This is a genomic window from Azoarcus sp. DD4 (assembly GCF_006496635.1).
Taxonomy (GTDB): Bacteria; Pseudomonadota; Gammaproteobacteria; order Burkholderiales; family Rhodocyclaceae; genus Azoarcus.
This window is the reverse complement of record NZ_CP022958.1, coordinates 848,787-866,763: the sequence shown is the minus strand read 5'-3', so window position 1 is coordinate 866,763 and position 17,977 is coordinate 848,787. Positions and strand designations below refer to the sequence as shown.

The 17,977-nt window shown below is 67.2% G+C and carries 12 protein-coding genes; 2 read left to right on the top strand and 10 right to left on the bottom strand.

Going from position 1 to position 17,977, the window contains the following annotated elements; translation table 11 throughout:
• Positions 1-97: 97 nt before the first annotated feature.
• The 3 genes from CJ010_RS04205 to CJ010_RS04195 form a co-directional block, all read right to left on the bottom strand.
• Positions 98-1,072 (bottom strand): response regulator transcription factor, encoded by a 975-nt coding sequence (locus CJ010_RS04205; RefSeq protein WP_141016882.1) that lies wholly within the window; start codon positions 1,070-1,072, stop codon positions 98-100.
• Positions 1,069-4,536 (bottom strand): ATP-binding protein, encoded by a 3,468-nt coding sequence (locus CJ010_RS04200; protein WP_141016881.1) that lies wholly within the window; start codon positions 4,534-4,536, stop codon positions 1,069-1,071. The genes CJ010_RS04205 and CJ010_RS04200 overlap by 4 nt, the downstream gene beginning before the upstream one ends.
• Positions 4,537-4,679: 143 nt before the next feature.
• The gene (locus CJ010_RS04195) at positions 4,680-6,128 is read right to left on the bottom strand and encodes a TolC family outer membrane protein (RefSeq protein WP_141016880.1); all 1,449 of its coding nucleotides are present in this window, start codon (positions 6,126-6,128) and stop codon (positions 4,680-4,682) included.
• Positions 6,129-6,361: 233 nt separating this feature from the next.
• Here CJ010_RS04195 and CJ010_RS04190 point away from each other — a divergent pair, with 233 nt between their 5' ends.
• Positions 6,362-7,063, top strand: coding sequence for a transglutaminase-like cysteine peptidase (locus CJ010_RS04190; protein ID WP_141016879.1), 702 nt, complete (start codon positions 6,362-6,364; stop codon positions 7,061-7,063).
• A gap of 34 nt (positions 7,064-7,097) precedes the next feature.
• The gene (locus tag CJ010_RS04185; protein WP_141016878.1) at positions 7,098-9,062 is read left to right on the top strand and encodes a LapD/MoxY N-terminal periplasmic domain-containing protein; all 1,965 of its coding nucleotides are present in this window, start codon (positions 7,098-7,100) and stop codon (positions 9,060-9,062) included.
• A gap of 1 nt (position 9,063) precedes the next feature.
• On the opposite strand, the gene CJ010_RS04180 is transcribed toward CJ010_RS04185, so the two are convergent.
• From CJ010_RS04180 to CJ010_RS04150, 7 genes are all read right to left on the bottom strand, one after another.
• Positions 9,064-9,408, bottom strand: coding sequence for a hypothetical protein (locus CJ010_RS04180; protein ID WP_141016877.1), 345 nt, complete (start codon positions 9,406-9,408; stop codon positions 9,064-9,066).
• Positions 9,409-9,434: 26 nt separating this feature from the next.
• Positions 9,435-10,658 carry a glycosyltransferase gene (locus CJ010_RS04175; protein WP_141016876.1) on the bottom strand — a complete coding sequence of 408 codons (1,224 nt, stop codon included), beginning with the start codon at positions 10,656-10,658 and terminating at the stop codon, positions 9,435-9,437.
• A 74-nt stretch (positions 10,659-10,732) separates the two neighbouring features.
• On the bottom strand, positions 10,733-12,694 hold the full coding sequence (locus tag CJ010_RS25110; protein WP_168224902.1) for a hypothetical protein: 1,962 nt from the start codon (positions 12,692-12,694) through the stop codon (positions 10,733-10,735).
• Positions 12,695-12,723: 29 nt separating this feature from the next.
• Positions 12,724-13,755 carry a retention module-containing protein gene (locus tag CJ010_RS04165; protein WP_141016875.1) on the bottom strand — a complete coding sequence of 344 codons (1,032 nt, stop codon included), beginning with the start codon at positions 13,753-13,755 and terminating at the stop codon, positions 12,724-12,726.
• Positions 13,756-13,881: 126 nt separating this feature from the next.
• Positions 13,882-14,502: a response regulator transcription factor gene (locus CJ010_RS04160; protein WP_141016874.1), complete on the bottom strand. Its 621-nt coding sequence runs from the start codon at positions 14,500-14,502 to the stop codon at positions 13,882-13,884.
• Entirely contained in the window at positions 14,499-15,914 is a 1,416-nt protein-coding gene (locus CJ010_RS04155; protein WP_141016873.1) for an HlyD family type I secretion periplasmic adaptor subunit, read from the bottom strand. Before CJ010_RS04155 ends, CJ010_RS04160 begins: the two co-directional genes overlap by 4 nt.
• Entirely contained in the window at positions 15,914-17,971 is a 2,058-nt protein-coding gene (locus tag CJ010_RS04150) for a type I secretion system permease/ATPase (RefSeq protein ID WP_240794493.1), read from the bottom strand. Before CJ010_RS04150 ends, CJ010_RS04155 begins: the two co-directional genes overlap by 1 nt.
• Positions 17,972-17,977: the final 6 nt, after the last annotated feature.

Sequence of the window (17,977 nt, the reverse complement as noted above, 5' to 3'; positions counted from 1 at the left end):
GAGTCTCCGCTTCGCTGCGCCGCTCCGGCAGCGCAGAGCGATGCGCGGCGGAACCCCGCCTGCCCCCTTGAAGGCGAGGGCGCAAACAGGTCGGCCCTCAGCCGCCCTCGCCCGCGCCGCGGATCTTCGCCAGTGCCATCGATGCCGCGGCGGTGCGGGTTTCGACGCCCAGTTTCTCGAACACGTGCTCGAGGTGCTTGTGCACCGTGCGCGGACTGGAGCCGAGGATGTCGCCGATGTCGCGGTTGGTCTTGCCGCGCGTCACCCAGTACAGGACCTCGGCCTCGCGGGTGGTCAGGCGGAAAGCGGCGATCAGCGCCTCGATCGCGCTGGCGTCGTTCTCCTCGCGCAGCACCACCAGCCATTCTTCCTCTCCGGTCTGGTCGTGGAAGGAAGCGAGCAGGCGGCGCGGGCCGTCGGCCACCACCAGCGGCGACACTTCGCGGCGCTCGCGCCGGGCCAGTTCGGCCGCGAGTATCCATTCGATCAGGCGCGGTGGCGTCACCTCTTCCAGCGCGGCGCGCTCGCCGTCGAACCAGCTGCGGATCAACTGGCGCGCGAGCGGCGTCTGCCACACCAGCTTGCCGTCGGTAACGCGCACCGCCACCGTGGCCTGGCCGAAGGCGTCGAGCGCGCTTCGGGCCTGCTTCATCTGGCGCGCGTTCTGCACATGGGCGGCGATGCGCGCCAGCACTTCGGCTGGCTTGATCGGCTTGGTCACGTAATCCGCGCCGCCGGCGGCAAACGCCGCCACCACGTGCTCGGTCTCGGTGAGGCCGGTCATGAAGATCAGCGGGATGGCGCGGGTGATGAAATCCGCCTTCAGCCGGCGTGCTACCTCGAAGCCGTCCATGCCCGGCATCACCGCGTCGAGCAGCACCACGTCGGGCAGGCTCTGGCGGGCGCGGGCAAGTGCGCTCTCGCCATTGGTGGCAACCAGCACGGTATAGCCGGCCTCGTCGAGCGCGTCGTGCAGCAGCGAGAGGTTTTCCGGCACGTCGTCGACAATCAGCACGATGCCGGCCGACTGCGGCATGGAGACGGGATGGGGGATGGCGGAGGGCGGGGTCATTGCGGTACTTCGCTCCGGCGCAGGATCTCGTGCATGGCGTCGAACTGGAACTGGCGGGCGAGTTCGCGCTGCACGCGCACGAACTCGGCGCAATCGGGATGGGTGCGCTCGATCTCGGCAAGCTTGGTGAGGATGCCGCGCAGATAGCCAAGCTCGATCAGCTGTTCGAGCTCGTGCACGGTGTCGGCGGGCGGGCGCACCAGCTGCGGCGCACGCGGCGGCGGCAGCGGCTCAGCCGGCGCCGCGGCGCGCTCGGCCCACACCCAGTCGAGCTGGAGGCGGCGGCCTATCCAGTCGAGCAGGTCGTCGACCCGGATCGGCTTGAGGATGAAGTCGTCGGCACCGATCCCGGCATCGTTGTCCAGGCCCTTGTCGAAGGCATTGGCGGAGATGATGGCCACCGGCACCTCGTCGAACCCGGCCGCACGTAGCCGGCGGATGGTTTCCCAGCCGTCGATGCCCGGCATGGCGAGATCCATGAACACCAGATGCGGACACAGGGCCGGCACCATCTCCAGGCATTCGTAGCCGGAGGCCGCCTGCGCGACGTCGAAGCCGAGCGGTTCGAGCAGGCTGACCAGCAGTTCGCGATCGACCCGCTCGTTGTCCACCGTGAGGATGCGCCGGCGCACGCCCTGGTAGCCGATGCGCTGGGTGCGCGGCTGTACGGCCTCGGCCTGGGCGCCGTGCACCTGCGGCAGGAACAGGCGGATGCGGAAGGTGCTGCCCGCGCCCGGCACGCTATCGACGCCGAGCTCGCCGCCCATCAGGTCGGTGAGCATCTTGCTGATCGTCAGCCCCAGCCCGGTGCCGGTGGTGGTGCGCGCGCTGCTGCCGCGGGCGAAGGGTTCGAAGATGTGCTGCAGCTCGCCGGCGGGTATCCCCGGACCGCTGTCCTCCACCTCCACCAGCGCGATCTCGCGCCGGTAAGTCAGCCGTACCCGCACGCTGCCGCGCGGAGTGAACTTGATGGCGTTGCCGATGATGTTGATCAGGATCTGGCGCAAGCGCTTCTCGTCGGCGCGCACCACCTCCGGCAGCGTGCCGACCGCCTCGAATACGAAGTCCAGCCCCTTGTCGCGCGCCTGCAGCTCGAACATGCCGACCAGCTGCTGGACGAAAGCGGGGAAGGCCAGCGGCCGCATGTCGAGCGCAAACTTGCCGCCTTCGATACGGGCGATGTCCAGCGTGCCCTCGATCAGCGACAGCAGGTGCTCGCCGCTTTTCTTGATCACGCTCACCGCCTGGCGGCGGTGCGGCGGGATGGCCTCGTCGCCGTCCAGGATCTGGGCGTAGCCGAGAATGCTGTTGAGCGGGGTGCGCAGCTCATGGCTGATAGAGGTGACGTAGCGGCTCTTGGCCTGATTGGCCTGCTCTGCGACGCGGCGGGCGTTCTGCAGCTGCTCGTCGGTGCGGCGGTGGGATTCGATCTCCTGCATCAGCAGCTGGGTCTGGCGGTTGGATTCCTCCTGCGCCACATGGCGGCTCTTGTGAGTGAGCACCATCCACCACACGCCGATGCCGCTCACCAGGACGAGCGCGGCAAAGGTTTTCAGCAACACGCCCTGCAGGGCACCGCGGGCGACGTCCGGGCCGAGCGCCAGTACCTCGTGGTAATAGAGCGTGCCGAGCAGCAGCAGCAGGAAGCCGGTGACCCCGCCCATCAGCAAAAAATAGTGGCCGAGCCCGCCGTCGATGTAGGGTTGCAGCCCGCCCGGCACCAGCCTCCGCACCAGCGCCGACCATTGCGCCGACAGCCGCGCATGCGGCTTGCACAGGTCGCCGCAGCGGGCATCGAGCGAGCAGCACAGCGAGCAGATGGTGCCCTGGTAGGCCGGGCAGTGGCTGGTGTCTTCCGGCTCGAAGGCCTGGCCGCAGATCACGCAGCGCCGGGTCGCCACCCAGGCCTTGCCGTCGTTGGCGACCCGCTCCGGCGGCCGCGCGAGGTAGTAGCGCCCTTTCGTGGCCCAGGCGATCAGCGGCGAGGTGAGCAGCGCCGCCACCAGCGCGATGAAGGGTGCGAACGGCTGCCAGGCCGGGCCGAAGACACCGACGAAGGTGGACACCGACAGGATGGAGGCGACCAGCATCGCACCGACCCCCACCGGGTTGATGTCGTAGAGGTGGCTGCGCTTGAACTCGATTCCCGGCGGCGACAGCCCCAGCGGCTTGTTGATGACGAGGTCGGCCACCACCGCCACCATCCACGAGATGGCGATGTTGGAGTAGAGCCCCAGCACCTGGCCGAGCGCCTGGAAGACGTTCATCTCCATCAGCAGCAGGCCGATCAGGATGTTGAACACCACCCATACCACCCGGCCGGGATGGCTGTGGGTCAGGCGCGAGAAGAAGTTGGACCAGGCGAGCGACCCGGCATAGGCGTTGGTGACGTTGATCTTGAGCTGCGACACGATGACGAACAGCGCGGTCACCGCCACCGCCCACATCGCGCTGTCGAACACGGCGGAGAAGCCGAGCAGATACATCTGGTTGGGATCGACCGCCTTTTCCGCCGGCACGCCGTCGCGCAACAGCATCCACGCCAGCAGCGCGCCGCCCAGCATCTTGACCACGCCGATCAGCACCCAGCCCGGCCCGCCCAGCACCACGCCGGCGAGCCAGCGCCAGCGGTTCTGCTCGGTGCGTGCCGGCATGAAGCGCAGGTAGTCGGCCTGCTCGCCCATCTGGGTGATGAGCGCGGCGCCCACCGTCATCGCCGCGGCGAAAAGCTGCAGATCGAACATGCCGGGCTGGCCCTTCTCGCCCGGGTACTGCCACAGCCCGGCGAGCGCCGCCGGATCCTCGCGCAGCAGGAAGAAGAAGGGCAGCGCCAACAGGAACAGCCATAGCGGCTGGGTCAGCGTCTGCAGCCGGGAGATCACCGTGACGCCGTGGGTGACCAGCGGAATCACCACCAGCGCGCAGACCAGGTAGCCCCACACCGGCGGAATGCCGAGCGCCAGTTCCAGCGCATAGGCCATGATCGCCGCTTCGAGCGCGAACAGGATGAAGGTGAAGGAGGCATACACCAGCGAGGACAGCGTCGAGCCGATGTAGCCGAAACCGGAGCCGCGCGTCAGCAGGTCCATGTCCACGCCGTGGCGCGCGGCATAGAGGCTGATAGGCAGGCCGGCGAGGAAGATCAGCAGCCCGAGCGCGAGGATGGCCCAGAAGCTGTTGACGAAGCCGTAGCTCACCAGCATGGTCGCGCCGACCGCTTCAAGCACCAGGAAGGAGGCTGCGCCGAAGGCGGTGTTGCCGACGCGGAATTCGGTCCATTTGCGGAAGCTACGCGGCGTGAAGCGCAGCGCGTAGTCTTCCAGCGTCTCGTTGGCGACCCAGGTGTTGTAGTCGCGGCGGATCTTGACGACGCGCTGCACCGGATCGTGCTCGCCGGCGGCAGCCGGCACCGCTGCGGCAGGGGCGGCGGGAGCAAGGCGGGCGTCGGGGTCGGCGGCGTTCATCGTCAACGGGCAGGGGCGGATACGATAGGCTGGCGCTCCATTCTAGAGCAGCAAGCCGCCGCATCCGCCCCTGCGCGCGCAATCACACGCGCGGCGTCGTCCGGGCTGCCGCGATTCGCCTGCGGCAACCCGGCGAGGCTTACTCAGCGCTTGGCGCCACCCGCCTCGCGCAGGGTGTCGGCCAGCAGCGCGGCCTTGTCGACCTGCAGCGGCAGCGGCGCGTCCGGCGGGCAGATGGTGGCCGGATCGATGCCGGCGCGGTCCTGGCCGACTTCGCTGGCCGGCGGCAGGTCGTCGCGGGCGACGTCGAGCGCGCTCATCAGCTTACCGAGGCCGTTCAGCGTGCGCGCCTGGGCGATCACCTGATCGTAGCGCGCATTGGTGTAGGCGCGGCGGGCCTGGAAGTATTCATTCTCGGTGTCGAGCAGGTCGAGCAGGGTACGCTGGCCGATGTCGAACTGGCGGCGGTAGGCCTCGCGCGCCTTCTCGATCGACAGCTGGTGCTGGTCGAGGTAGCGCAGTTGCTCCACCAGGCGCTGGCTGTCGTTGTAGGCGATGGACAGGGTCTGGCGCAGGTCGCGGCAGGCCTTTTCGCGCAGATCCCTGGACTGGTTGAGCTGCTCGGCGGCCTGGCGGAGGCGGGCCTGGTCGGCGCCGCCGCGGAACAGGTTGTAGTTCAGCACCAGCTGGACGACGCTGTCGGTCGAGCGGCCGCTGACGCCATCGAGGTTGTGGTCGATCGCCTTGTAAGCCTGCAGGTCCACGCGCGGGTGATAGGCCGAGCGGCGGCTGTCGACCAGCGCCTGGCCGGCGCGCACGTTCTCGACCGCCGCATTGAGCGCGGGGCTGGTGTTGAAGGCCTCGCGCAGCGCTTCGCTGGCGTTGGCCGGCAGCGGACCGGCGGCAAGCTTGTCGCCGAAATCGCCCAGCGCTTCCGGCGGCATTTCGCCGACCAGGCGCAGGTAACGGGCGCTGACGTCGTGCAGGTTGGAGACTTCGGTCAGCAGGTTGGACTCGGCCAGCGCCAGGCGGCCGGTGGCCTGCTCGAGGTCGACCCGGCGGCCCACGCCGGCACCGGCGCGCTCGCCGATCTGGTCGGATATCTGTTTGTGCTCGACGTAGTTGGCCTTGGCCAGGCGCACCAGCTCGCGGTAGCGCAGCACATCGCCGTAGGCGCGCACCACTTCCAGCGCGGCGCCTTCGGAGGCGTCGACCAGTTCGTAGTAGCGCGCCAGCTTGGCGTAGCCCATGCGCGCGACTTCGCTCTTGGTGAAGAAGCCGTCGTACACCATCTGGTTCAGCGACAGGGTGGCGTTGCGGTGGGTATAGTCGTCCGTACCGGTGTTGGGCCGCGTCAGGCGTTCGCGACCGATGCTGGCCGAGACGTCCACCTGCGGGTAGTAACCGGCGCGCGCCGTCTCCTGGTCGGCGTCGGCGGCCTGGAAACCGTGCCAGCGCGCCTGCACCTCCGGGTTCGTCACCACCGCCTTGCGCACTGCGTCGCGCAGCGCCTCGGGCGCCGCAGCGGCCGCCGGGGCGATCTGCAGCGTGGATAGAACGGCGAGACAAACCAGGGTACGAACCTTCTTCATGACCTCTCCAGATGATTGAATGCGGCTGCCAGGGCACGGTGTTCCGCCCCAGCCTGAGCAGTGCGGGATGATATCGGACTACCTTGCTTACAAAATGCCAAGTACACAACATTGCGGAAAAAAGTCGCACTGTGATAGCCGCATACCCAAAACCGGGTGTTCTCCGCTAATGTGTCGAGGTCCCACGCCGTAAACAGCAGATGCCCTTTTCCTCCCTCCGGCCCAGCGCCCTGATGCAGCGCCGCAGACGCCATCCGCGCGGTCGCCTGCTGGGCGCGCTTGCGGCGGGCATGGTGGTGGCGGTGATGGGCGGCACCGTAGCGGCACCCGATCTCGATCGCATGCAGACGCAGGCCCTGCAGCGTTTCGGTAGCACGGCTGCAGAGACGGTGACCGCTTGGCGCCGGATGCTGGCCGAGAGCGAGGAAGACCGCGAGCTGGACAAACTCGCCCGGGTAAACAGTTTCTTCAACCGTCGGCTGCTGTTCGAGGACGACGCCGTCGTCTGGCGGCAGAACGACTACTGGGCGACGCCACTCGAGACCCTGGGCAAGGGCGCGGGCGACTGCGAGGACTTCGCCATTGCCAAGTACATGAGCCTGCGCCTGCTCGGCGTGCCGGCCGAAAAGCTGCGACTGATCTACGTGCGCGCGCAGATCGGTGCCGCCGGCAGCGGCGTGTCGCAGGCCCACATGGTGGTCGGCTATTTCGCCAGCCCCACCGACGAACCGCTGGTACTCGACAACCTGATCGGCGAGATCCGTCCGGCCGCACGCCGGCCCGACCTCTTCCCGGTCTTCAGTTTCAACAGCGAAGGACTGTGGGTCGCCGGCGCGACCACCTCGTCCGCCGACCCGACCGCGCGCCTGTCGCGCTGGCGCGACGCCCTCGACCGCATGCAGCGCGAAGGCCTGACGCTGCCGCAAACACGATGAACCCCGTACAGACTCTCTCCGGAATCCGCCGACCATGTCCCTGATCAAGCAACTCTGGCTCGCCATCGTCCTGGTCACCGTGCTTTCGCTGGGCGGCAGCTTCGTCGTCAGCACCCTGTCGGCGCGCCACTACCTGCAGCAGGAACTGGCGGTGAAGAACATGGACAACGCGGCCTCGCTGGCACTATCGCTGTCGCAGATGCCAAAAGACCCGGTAACCGTCGAACTGCAAGTCGCCGCCCAGTTCGATACCGGACACTACCGCGCGATCCGGTTGACCGGCCCCGGCGGCGAGACCATTGTCGAGCGCAGCTTCGACGACCCGCAGACCGAGGCGCCGGCCTGGTTCGTGCAACTGGTACCGATCGAGACCCAGCCCGGCGTCGCCCAGGTCCAGGACGGCTGGAAGCAGTTCGGCACGCTGTCGGTGGAAAGCCACAGCCGCTACGCCTATGCCTCCTTGTGGCAAGCCACCCGCCAGCTGCTGTGGTGGTTCGTCGGCGGCGGGTTGCTGACCGGCCTGATCGGCACGCTGGCGCTGAAGTTCATCACCCGCCCGCTCGACCGCATGGTCGAACAGGCCGAGGCCATCGGCGGCCGCCGCTTCATCACCACGCCGGAGCCGCGCACGCGCGAGTTCCGCAGCGTGGTGCGGGCGATGAACACCCTGTCCGGCCGCATCCGCACCATGCTGGCGGAGGAGTCCCAGCGTCTCGAAGCCCTGCGCCGCCAGACCCAGCACGACGAGCTGACCGGCCTGTTCAACCGCAACCAGTTCTTCCGCCAGCTCGACGCCGCGCTGGCGCGGGAGGACGCTAGTGCCGATGGCGGACTGCTGATGGTACGCATCGGCGATCTCGTCGAACTCAACCAGCGTCTCGGCCGCATCGAGGTCGACCGCATGCTCAAGACGCTTGCCGAAGCCTTGCAGGGTTTCGTCGCCAGCCGGCCAGGCTGGGACTGCGGCCGCCTCAACGCAACCGATTTCGCCGTGCTCGCGCCGGGCGAACTCGACCCCGCCACCGCCGCCGAGGCGCTGGCGGCAAGGCTGGAAGAGGCGCTGGCCCCGGTCTGTGAAGCGCATCGTCTCGACCTCGCGGCGACGGCTTACTCACCGGGTGAATCCCGCAGCCAGTTGCTGACCCGCCTGGACGGTACGCTTGCCGCAGCCGAGCAGCACCGCGAAGGCGGTGTGCTGGTGGCCGCCGCGGCCGACAGCGACGCGGCGCACTACAGCGCCGGCGAATGGCGCGGGTTCCTTGAACGGGCACTGGCGGCCGGCGACGTTCGACTGGCACGCTTCCCGGTCGTGGACGGCAAGGATGGCGTGCTGCATCACGAAGCGCCAGTGCGGCTGTTGCTCGACGGCGACTGGCAGAACGCCGGACGCTTCATGCCCTGGGCGTCGCGCCTGGGCATGATGGCGGCAATCGACACCGCTGTGGTGCGCGCCGCGCTCGCCACCCTGGAGACCGAGCCGGCCACCACGCTGGCGATCAACCTGTCGGTGGAGGCGCTGCGCGACCCTGCTTTCCGCGACACGCTCTACCAAGCGCTCGAAGCTGCGCCCGACTGCGCACGACGGCTATGGATAGAAGTGCCGGAGCACGGTGCGCTCAAGCATCAGGTGGAATTCCGCGCGCTGTGCCTCGCGCTGCGCCCGCTGGGCTGCCGCATCGGCCTCAAGCACGCCGGCCCGGCCTTCTCGCGCATCGCCGAACTGCACGACCTCGGCCTGGATTACATCAAGGTGAGTGCCGCCTTCATTCGCGACATCGACAGTTCGCCCGGCAACGTCGCCTTCCTGCGCGGACTGTGCACCATCGCGCACTCGATCGGACTGCTGACCATCGCGGAAGGGGTCAGCACGGCGGCGGAACAGGCTGCGCTACCGGACCTCGGCCTGGACGGCATGACGGGCCCGGCGATCAGCGCGACTCGGCCGGGCGCCCGGCAGACGGCCTCGCCGTCGGACGGCGAGGCCGAGTGCACACGCTGAATCAGAGCAGGCCGCTGTCGTCGTCGAGCAGGCTGACCGCGCTCAGCGATTCACGCAGCGAGCGGCGCTGCAGCAGCCGGTTCTGGGCCGGGATTGGGAGATCGGTGAAGCGGATCACATCCTTGGCCAGCAGGGTGTCGATCAGATCTTCCAGCACCCGGACGAGGCCCAGGTCGGAACTCACCAGTGCCGCAAGCGCCTCGTTCGGCGCGGGAGCCGGCGCGACACGGCGGGTGAAGGCGGCCACGGCCGGATCGGCCGCATCCAGCCACTCCGTCGCCGTTGCAGTCGCGACAGCCGCGACGGCAACGATCTCTCCGGATGGATCTCGCTCTACAAAGGGCATTGCACCGCCTCCGCCTGGTCGAAAAGTCAGTTGCCGAGCTTCCTGCGCTGGATCGCGGTATCGAAGATGGACAGGTAGCGCTCGGCAACGCGGTTGATGTGAAAGCGCTGCTGCGCATCGGCCAGCGCATTTTCGCCCAGATGATCGAACTTGTGCGGCGCGTCGATGATCTCGGTGGCATAACGCACCCAGCTCGCGATGTCGTCGTACTTGCACAGCAGGCCGTTGTAGCCGTGGCGTAGCACCTCCGGTACGAAGCAGCGGTCGCTGGCGACGATCTTCTTGCCGCGGAACAGCAGTTCGAACAGGCCCCAGTTGGCCGAGCCGAACTGCAGCGGGTAGAGGAACATGTCCATCGCCTCGACGTAGCTGGCGAAGTCGTCGTAGCCGGCGAAACTGACGTGCTGGAAGCTGGCCCCCTCGCCCAGGGTGATGCCCTCGCGTTCGAGCACGTATTGCATGAACGACGCCGGTCGCGACTCGGCCGGGAAGTTGTTCTGCAGGAAGGCTTCCTCGTAGCTGTACAGCACCTTGGGCGCGCCGCAGAAGACAAAGCGCACCTGCGGCCGGACCTTGAGGATTTCCTTTGCGATCAGGATGAACTGCTCGAAACCCTTGGCCGAGGACAGGTCGCGCGCCGAGAAGCCGATGTGGAAGACGCCTTCCTCCTTGGCGAAGGTCGACGGCTTGCGGGTGATGTTGAAGCCTTCCATCTGCGGCACGATGCGCTCGTGCAGGCAGGTCGGGAACATCGACTTGGCATAGACGCTGGGCACGATCACCAGATCGCTCTTGAGCGCCTGGTGATAGCTCGTCATCTCGAACACCTTGTCGCGGTAGGTGGCGTAGTCGGGCTGCGGATACTTGGGGTCGTGGCCGTGGTGGCCGAAGGAAGGGAATTCGATGTAGGTGATGATGGGAATGTCGAATTCGTCGAACAGCTGCAGCGGGAAGCCGCCCGAGCCGTGCGCCACGATGAGGTCGATGCCGGTCTTCTTGAGCAGCTCGGAGACCGCCTGCTTGATCAGGAAGGAACGCTGGATCCGCGCTTCGAGGTTCTTGGTGTAGAAGTAGGTCTGCGGATTCTCGGCGGCCACCGGAAACGGCACGAGATTGGGAATCCTGTCCTTGTTGGCGTTGTACACCGAAGTGGTGCACAGAAACCAGGAATGGGCCAGGCCTTCGCCGTTCAGGTGCTCATGCAGGGTCTGGAACTGGCCCAGCCCTTCGTGGACGAACAGAACCCTCATCGATACCTCTCGTCGTCAATAAAAGAACAAGGCGGCGGGCCTCAGCCCGCCGCCGTCTGCCGCGAAAGTCCGGATTACTCGACCGTCGGCGTGTTGTTGTTGAGCAGCGGATTCACCGGATCGGTCTGGAAGGCGGCGAGCGGATCGGAGGCGCTACCGCCGGTTCCGCCGGTGCCGCTGTCGCCGCCGTCGATCAGCGCATCGCTCTGCGGCAGCACGTCGCCGGCCGCCAGCGAATCGCCGATCACCGATTGGCTCTGCACCGTGTCGGTGGCCGTGTCGGTCACCGTTGCGGTATCGGTGACGGTGTCGGTTGCCATCGAGAGCGTCACGGTTTCGGTGTATTGGCTCACGGTGACCGTTTCGGTGTATTCCGTCACCGTCTCGGTGGCCGAGGTCACGGTTTCGGTCAGCGCCGTACCCGTCACCGTCTCGGTGCCGCTGGTCACGGTTTCCGTGTCCGTGATGCCGGTCACCGTCTCGGTACCCGCGGTCACGGTTTCGGTCAGTGCCGTACCCGTCACCGTCTCGGTGCCGCTGGTCACGGTTTCCGTGTCCGTGATGCCGGTCACCGTCTCGGTACCCGAGGTCACCGTTTCGGTCAGCGCCGTACCGGTCACCGTGTCGGTGCCTGAAGTCACCGTTTCGGTCAGGGCGGTGCCAGTCACCGTCTCGGTACCCGAAGTCACCGTTTCGGTCAGCGCCGTACCGGTCACCGTGTCGGTGCCTGAAGTCACCGTTTCGGTCAGGGCGGTGCCAGTCACCGTCTCGGTACCCGAAGTCACCGTTTCGGTCAGCGCCGTACCGGTCACCGTGTCGGTGCCCGAAGTCACCGTTTCGGTCAGCGCCGTACCGGTCACCGTCTCGGTACCGCTGGTCACCGTCTCGGTCAGCGCCGTGCCGGTCACCGTGTCGGTACCGCTGGTCACCGTTTCGGTCAGCGCCGTACCGGTCACCGTCTCGGTACCGCTGGTCACCGTTTCGGTCAGCGCCGTGCCTGTCGCCGTCTCGGTACCGTTGGTCACCGTTTCGGTCAGCGCCGTACCGGTCACCGTCTGGGTGCCGGAGGTCACGGTTTCAGTCAGCGCGGTGCCGGTCACGGTTTCGGTGCCGGAGGTGACGGTTTCGGTCAGCGCCGTGCCGGTCACGGTTTCGGTGCCACTGGTGACGGTTTCGGTCAGCGCCGTGCCGGTCACTGTCTGGCTATGGGTCTCAGTGACGGTCTGGGTGATTTCAACCTCCCGTTCGCCACCGGCCTGGACACCTCCGATCGTGAACCTGCCACTCTGATGTTCGATACGGAAGTCGTTGAAAGGCGTATCGGAAGTGATCGTGATGTCGTGCTCGCCCTTCGGCACGGAATAGGTCGTGGTGACACCATTGACCGTTACGTTGATCTCGGCGCTCCCACCCACCACGTTAACCTTCATCACCAATTCGTAAAGGTTGGCAGGCCCGTCATCCATGGTGACGACAACGTTTACCGCGTCGTGATACGGGTCGGTCCCGTTCATGTTCGCGTCGTCGACACCAAGCCAGCCCTCCCTGGTGTTAACTTCGTGACCAGCGTCAGGCGTGAACTCGATCCGCAGACCGTTTGCAACGATGTACCCAAGTGACGGCCCACCCGCCTGAATATCGTGGTCCGTGGTGACGAATGGCGTGGTGGTGGTGGTGACGGTCTCGGTCAGCGTGGTCCACGTTTCAGTGGCCGAGGTAACGGTCTCGGTGAGCATCGTGCCGGTGACGGTCTCGGTGCCGGAAGTGACCGTCTCGGTCAGCGCGGTGCCGGTCACGGTCTCGGTGCCCGAGGTGACCGTCTCGGTCAGCGCGGTGCCGGTCACGGTCTCGGTGCCGGAGGTGACCGTCTCGGTCAGCGCGGTACCGGTCACGGTTTCCGTGCCGGAGGTGACCGTCTCGGTCAGCGCGGTGCCGGTCACGGTTTCCGTGCCGGAGGTGACCGTCTCGGTCAGCGCGGTGCCGGTCACGGTTTCCGTGCCGGAGGTGACCGTCTCGGTCAGCGCGGTGCCGGTCACGGTTTCCGTGCCGGAGGTGACCGTCTCGGTCAGGTGTCAGTGCCGGAGGTGACCGTCTCGGTCAGCGCGGTGCCGGTCACGGTGTCGGTGCCGGAGGTAACCGTCTCGGTCAGCGCTGTACCGGTCACCGTGTCGGTGCCCGAGGTCACGGTTTCTGTCAGTGCAGTACCGGTCACCGTCTGGGTGCCGGAAGTCACGGTCTCGGTCAGCGTGGTGCCGGTCACCGTCTGGGTGCCGGAAGTCACGGTCTCGGTCAGCGTGGTGCCGGTCACCGTCTGGGTGCCGGAAGTCACGGTTTCGGTCAACGCAGTGCCGGTCACGGTCTCGGTACCGGTGGTGACCGTTTCGGTCAGCGCGGTGCCGGTCACGGTTTCGGTGCCCGAGGTCACGGTCTCGGTGAGCGTGGTACCCGTCACCGTCTGGGTGACGATACCGGTCACCGTGTCGGTAACGATGCCGGTCACCGTGCCGGTCACCGGCAGGATCACGGTTTCGGTCACGGTGATGGTCTCGGTCAGGGTCACCGTGACGGTTTCGGTCACGTTCTCGGTCGGCAGCACGGCGAGAACGCTGGGCGAGTCTTCGACCGAGGCCGGCATGAACAGCGGGGCTTCATCCTGGGCCAGCGCGGCGAACTCGAATTCCACCGGGGTGACGCCTTCGGCGATGCGCAGCAGGCGCACGAAGTTGTTGCCGGCGCCCCCGCCGCCGCCGGCCAGACCGGCCGCCGGCGCTTCGAGCGCGGCATCGAGATCGCCGCCCTGGTTCAGGGCCTGGATGACGCGCTCGATGTCGGCACCGGCGAGCTGGGCGTCCTGGGCCTGCGGACGGATGGTCTCGTCCATGTCGGCACTGACGGCGACCGTCTGCTTCTCGCCGATATCGAGGCGCGAACCATCGTTCATCGCCAGTTCGACATGACCACCCGCGGATGTGACGATGGTTTCGCCTTCACGCAGCACGTCGCCGGCCTTCAGCGGGCGCGTCTTTCCTTCGGAATCACGGGCAAAGGCATTGCCGGTGACGGCAACAACGGTAGCAACGGGCAGCGTGGTAGCCATTTCGGACCTCAATTCCACATTCAGGGATCCGGCCCATACGGACCAGGATGGGATTCATGACGATCCCATCCTAGCGAGCGACGCGGGGGGCGAACTATTGGACCAAAGGACAGGTCGTGAAACCCGTCACAGAGTTTCCAGGGCCTGACGGGTTTCACCGCCGGCGCCGATGCGCAGCGCGAGCTGCAGGCGGTCGCGCACGCCCAGCTTTTCGAAGGCAGCGCCGAGGTGCGCCTTGACCGTGCGCTCGGTGACGCCGAGCTGGCGCGCGACCTCCTTGTTGCTGAGGCCGGCCGCAACCGCCTGCGCGACCTCGACCTCGCGCGGCGACAGCGCGTCGAGCGCCGCATCGCGCGGCGCCGGCAGGCGCGGACGCAAGGCGCCGAGCAGGCGCGTCATCAATTCAGCGCCGACCCACAGGCCGCCATGCGTCACCACGGTTTCGATCTCGCGCAGCAGCGTCGGCGTCGCCAGCGCATGAACATAGCCGCGCGCGCCCAGCTCAAGCGCCGCCAGCGCCTCACCCTGGTCCGGCTGCAGCGACAGCACCACCACCTGGCAGCCTGCCGTCTCCACCAGGTCGCCTATCCTCGCGCGCCAGTCAGGCAGCTCGGCACTGAGCCACACGACATCGTCGGCGCCCACGGCGGTGTGAGCTGCGGCGGACACCACCATCGCATCGGGGAAGGCCTCCGCCCAGCGCGGCGAAGAAAACGAATTGCGGGTGATAAAGATGTGTCGTTTCATCGTTCTGACAATGCGTTGGCCTTGGCCCGAAGCACAGGCTTGAGCAGGTAGGAAAGAATGGTCTTCTTGCCGGTGAGGATGTCCACCTCGGCCACCATGCCGGGGATGATGGGCAGGTTCTCACCCAGCGACGATTCCCGCGTACGGACGCGGACGACGTAAAAGGCGCCGCCCTTGGCGTCAACCACTGTATCGGCAGAAATCTGCTCGACTTCAGCCTCCAGACCGCCGTAGATCGAAAAATCGTAGGCCGAGAACTTCACCAGGGCGTCCTGCCCGGGGCGCAGGAAGGCGATGTCGCTGGGCTTCACCTGCGCCTCCAGGATCAGCGCGTCGTCGAGCGGCACGATCTCGACCACTTCCTTGCCCGGCTGCACCACACCGCCGACGGTATTGACCAGCAGGCGCTTGACCGTGCCCCGCATGGGCGAACGGATTTCGGCATGCTTGACGCGGTCGGCCAGCATCCGGCTGCCCTGGGTCAGGCTGCCCAGGCGGGCCATGGTGTCGGACAGCTCATTGCGCAGCTGATTGCGAACGTTGAGCTCGATTTCCTGGATCTTGCGCGTCGACTCGGCAATCGCCGACTGGATGCGCGAAATCTGCGCCGCGCTCTGCTCGCGCTCGCCGCGCAGGCGGGCGACGTCGCGCTCCAGCCGCAGCAACTCCACCTCGGATACGGCACCGGAGGTGGCCAGCGGCTTGGTGACCTTGAGTTCCTGCTGCACCAGTTCGTAGGCGCGGGTGGCGTTCTCGTTACGCGCGCGGACCTCGTTCAGCTCCTGCTCGCGCTGGCGCAGCTGGTCGCGGGCAATCGACTGCTGAGCCTCCATCTCGGCGCGGCTGGACTCATAGAGCCGGCGCTCGTGGTCGACGATCTCGCGGGCCTCTGCCGCCAGTTCGGGCGGCACCACGAAAGGCGTAGCCTGGGTAAGCGCCTCGAGCCGGATGCGCTTGGCCTCGAGCGCGAGGTACTCGGCGCGGTTTTCCAGCAGTGACGACATGAAACGGGTCGGATCGACCTTGAGCAGCAACTCGCCGGCCTCGACCACCTGCCCCTCGCGCACGGCGATGGTCTCGACTACGCCGCCGTCGACCGACTGGATGATCTGCAGCTGGCTCGACGGGATCACCTTGGCCTCGCCACGCGTAACCTCGTCGACCTTGGCGATCGCCGCCCAGCCCAGCAGCAGCACCACCACCACCGCCGTCACCCGCAGCATGGCCCGGGCACGCAGCGGCTCCTGCTGCAGGCGCGCCCAGTCGGCATCGCTCGCCCAGTCCAGGCTGTCGTCGCGCTCGATTTTCGACAACCGCGCCAGCATGCCGCCGAACAGACTGTTGCCCACGCCGGAAAAGCGCGTGGCGAGCCCACCGACGCGCCGGAACACCCCTTGCTCGAAGCCGGCCATCAGCCTGCCCTCCCGATGCGCCCCTGGCGCAGGGCTTCGACCACCTGCGCCTTCGGCCCGTCGGCGACGATGCGCCCGCCATCGACGACGATGACGCGGTCGACCAGGTCGAGCAACGAGGTGCGATGGGTGATCACGATCATGGTCTTGTCATGGGCAAAGGCACCGAGCCGGCGCTTGACGCCGTCCTCGCTGGAGTGATCCATGGACGCGGTCGGTTCGTCGAGCAACAGGATGGGCGGATCGTTGATCACCGCCCGCGCGATTGCCACACCCTGACGCTGCCCGCCCGACAACGATTCGCCGCGCTCGCCGATCAGCATGTCGAAGCCCTGCGGATGGGCATTGACGAAGTCGATGATGCCGGCCACCTCGGCGGCGCGAATCACGTCGGCGTCCTCGGCAAGCGGCGCACCCATGGTGAGGTTCTCGCGCAGCGTGCCGTAGAACAGGGTGACGTCCTGCTGCACATAACCGATGTGGCGGCGCAGTTCGGCCGGATCGAGCTGACGCAGGTCGATGCCGTCGATCAGCACCGCCCCGGCGGTCGGCCGGTACAGGCCGAGGATCAGCTTCTCCAGCGTGGTCTTGCCCGAGCCGACGCGGCCGAGCACGCCGACCCGCTCGCCTGGACGGATGCGGAAGGACACGCCGCGCAAGGCCTCGGTCTGCTGGCCCGGGTAGGTGAAACCGACGTCGCGGAACTCGATTTCGCCCTGGAAGCTGCCGCGGGTGATGAAGGTACTGCCCTCGGGCCGCTCGACTTCGCGCTGCATCATCTGGTCGAGCGATTCGAGCGCAGTCGACGCGTTGTGATACTGGATGAGCAGGCCGGCGACCTGGCCGATCGGCGCCATCGCCCGCGAGGACAGCATGTAGCAGGCCACCAGGCCGCCCATCGAAAGCTCGTTGCGGCCGATCAGATAGACGCCGAGCACGATCATGCCCACGTTCACGATCTGCTGCATCATCATCGTGCCGTTGGTCGCCGTCGCCGACAGCAGGCGCAACTGCGCCGCCACCCGCGCCAGCAGGGCCGCGCTCTTCTCCCACTTGCGCTGGATGGGTGCCTCGGCGCCGAGCGCCTTCACGGTTTCCAGGCCGACCAGCCCTTCGACCAGCGTGGCGTTGCGCTGAGCACCGGCGCGATAGGTCATCTCTGACAGCTCGTGCATGCGTCCCTGCACGCTGAGCGCATAGAGCAGCACCAGCGCCACGCCGACGACGAAGGGCAGCAGCAGCAGGGGCGCAATCCACGCGATCACCACCAGGAAGACCAGCGCGAACGGCACGTCGATGAAGGAGACCACGGTGGCCGAGCCGATGAAGTCGCGCACCGATTCGAAGGCGCGCAGATTGGCCGCGAAGGAACCGGCCGAAGGCGGCCGCTCTTCCATGCGCATGCCCAGCACCCGCTCCATGATGTGGGCGGAGATCTTGACGTCCGCACGGTTGCCGGCGAGGTCGACGAAATAACCGCGCAGCGTGCGCAGCACCACGTCGCCGATCAGTACCACCAGCACGCCGGCCGCCAGCACCCACAAGGTCTCGACCGCGTTGTTGGGCACCACGCGGTCGTAGACGTTCATGGTGAACAACGGCATGCCGAGCGCAAACACGTTGATCATGAAGGCTGCCAGCAGTACGTCGCGGTAGAGCGTACGGCTCTCGGCGATCACGCCCCAGAACCAGTGATGGCCGCGAGCCGCCCGTACCACCGGCGTACGCGCATCGAAATGCACCTGCGGCCTGACGTGGATGGCATGGCCGGCGTAGCGGTCGAGCAGATCGGCCCGCGCCATGTCGACCACCGCCTCGCCGAGCTCGGGAAAGACAACCTGCGCGCGACTCCGTTCCGCGTTCCAGCCGACCAGCAGGCAGGCATGTTCGCCGTCGAGCAGCAGAATGGTGGGCAGCAGCGCATCGTTGAGCTGCTCGAGGGGGCGGCGCACGATCTGACTGGTAAGCCCGGCGCGCTTGGCGGCACGCCCGAACAAGGCGGGCGTCAATCCCTCGTCGCCCACCGGCAGCCCCGCCAGTACGGCATCACGCGTCATCGCAAC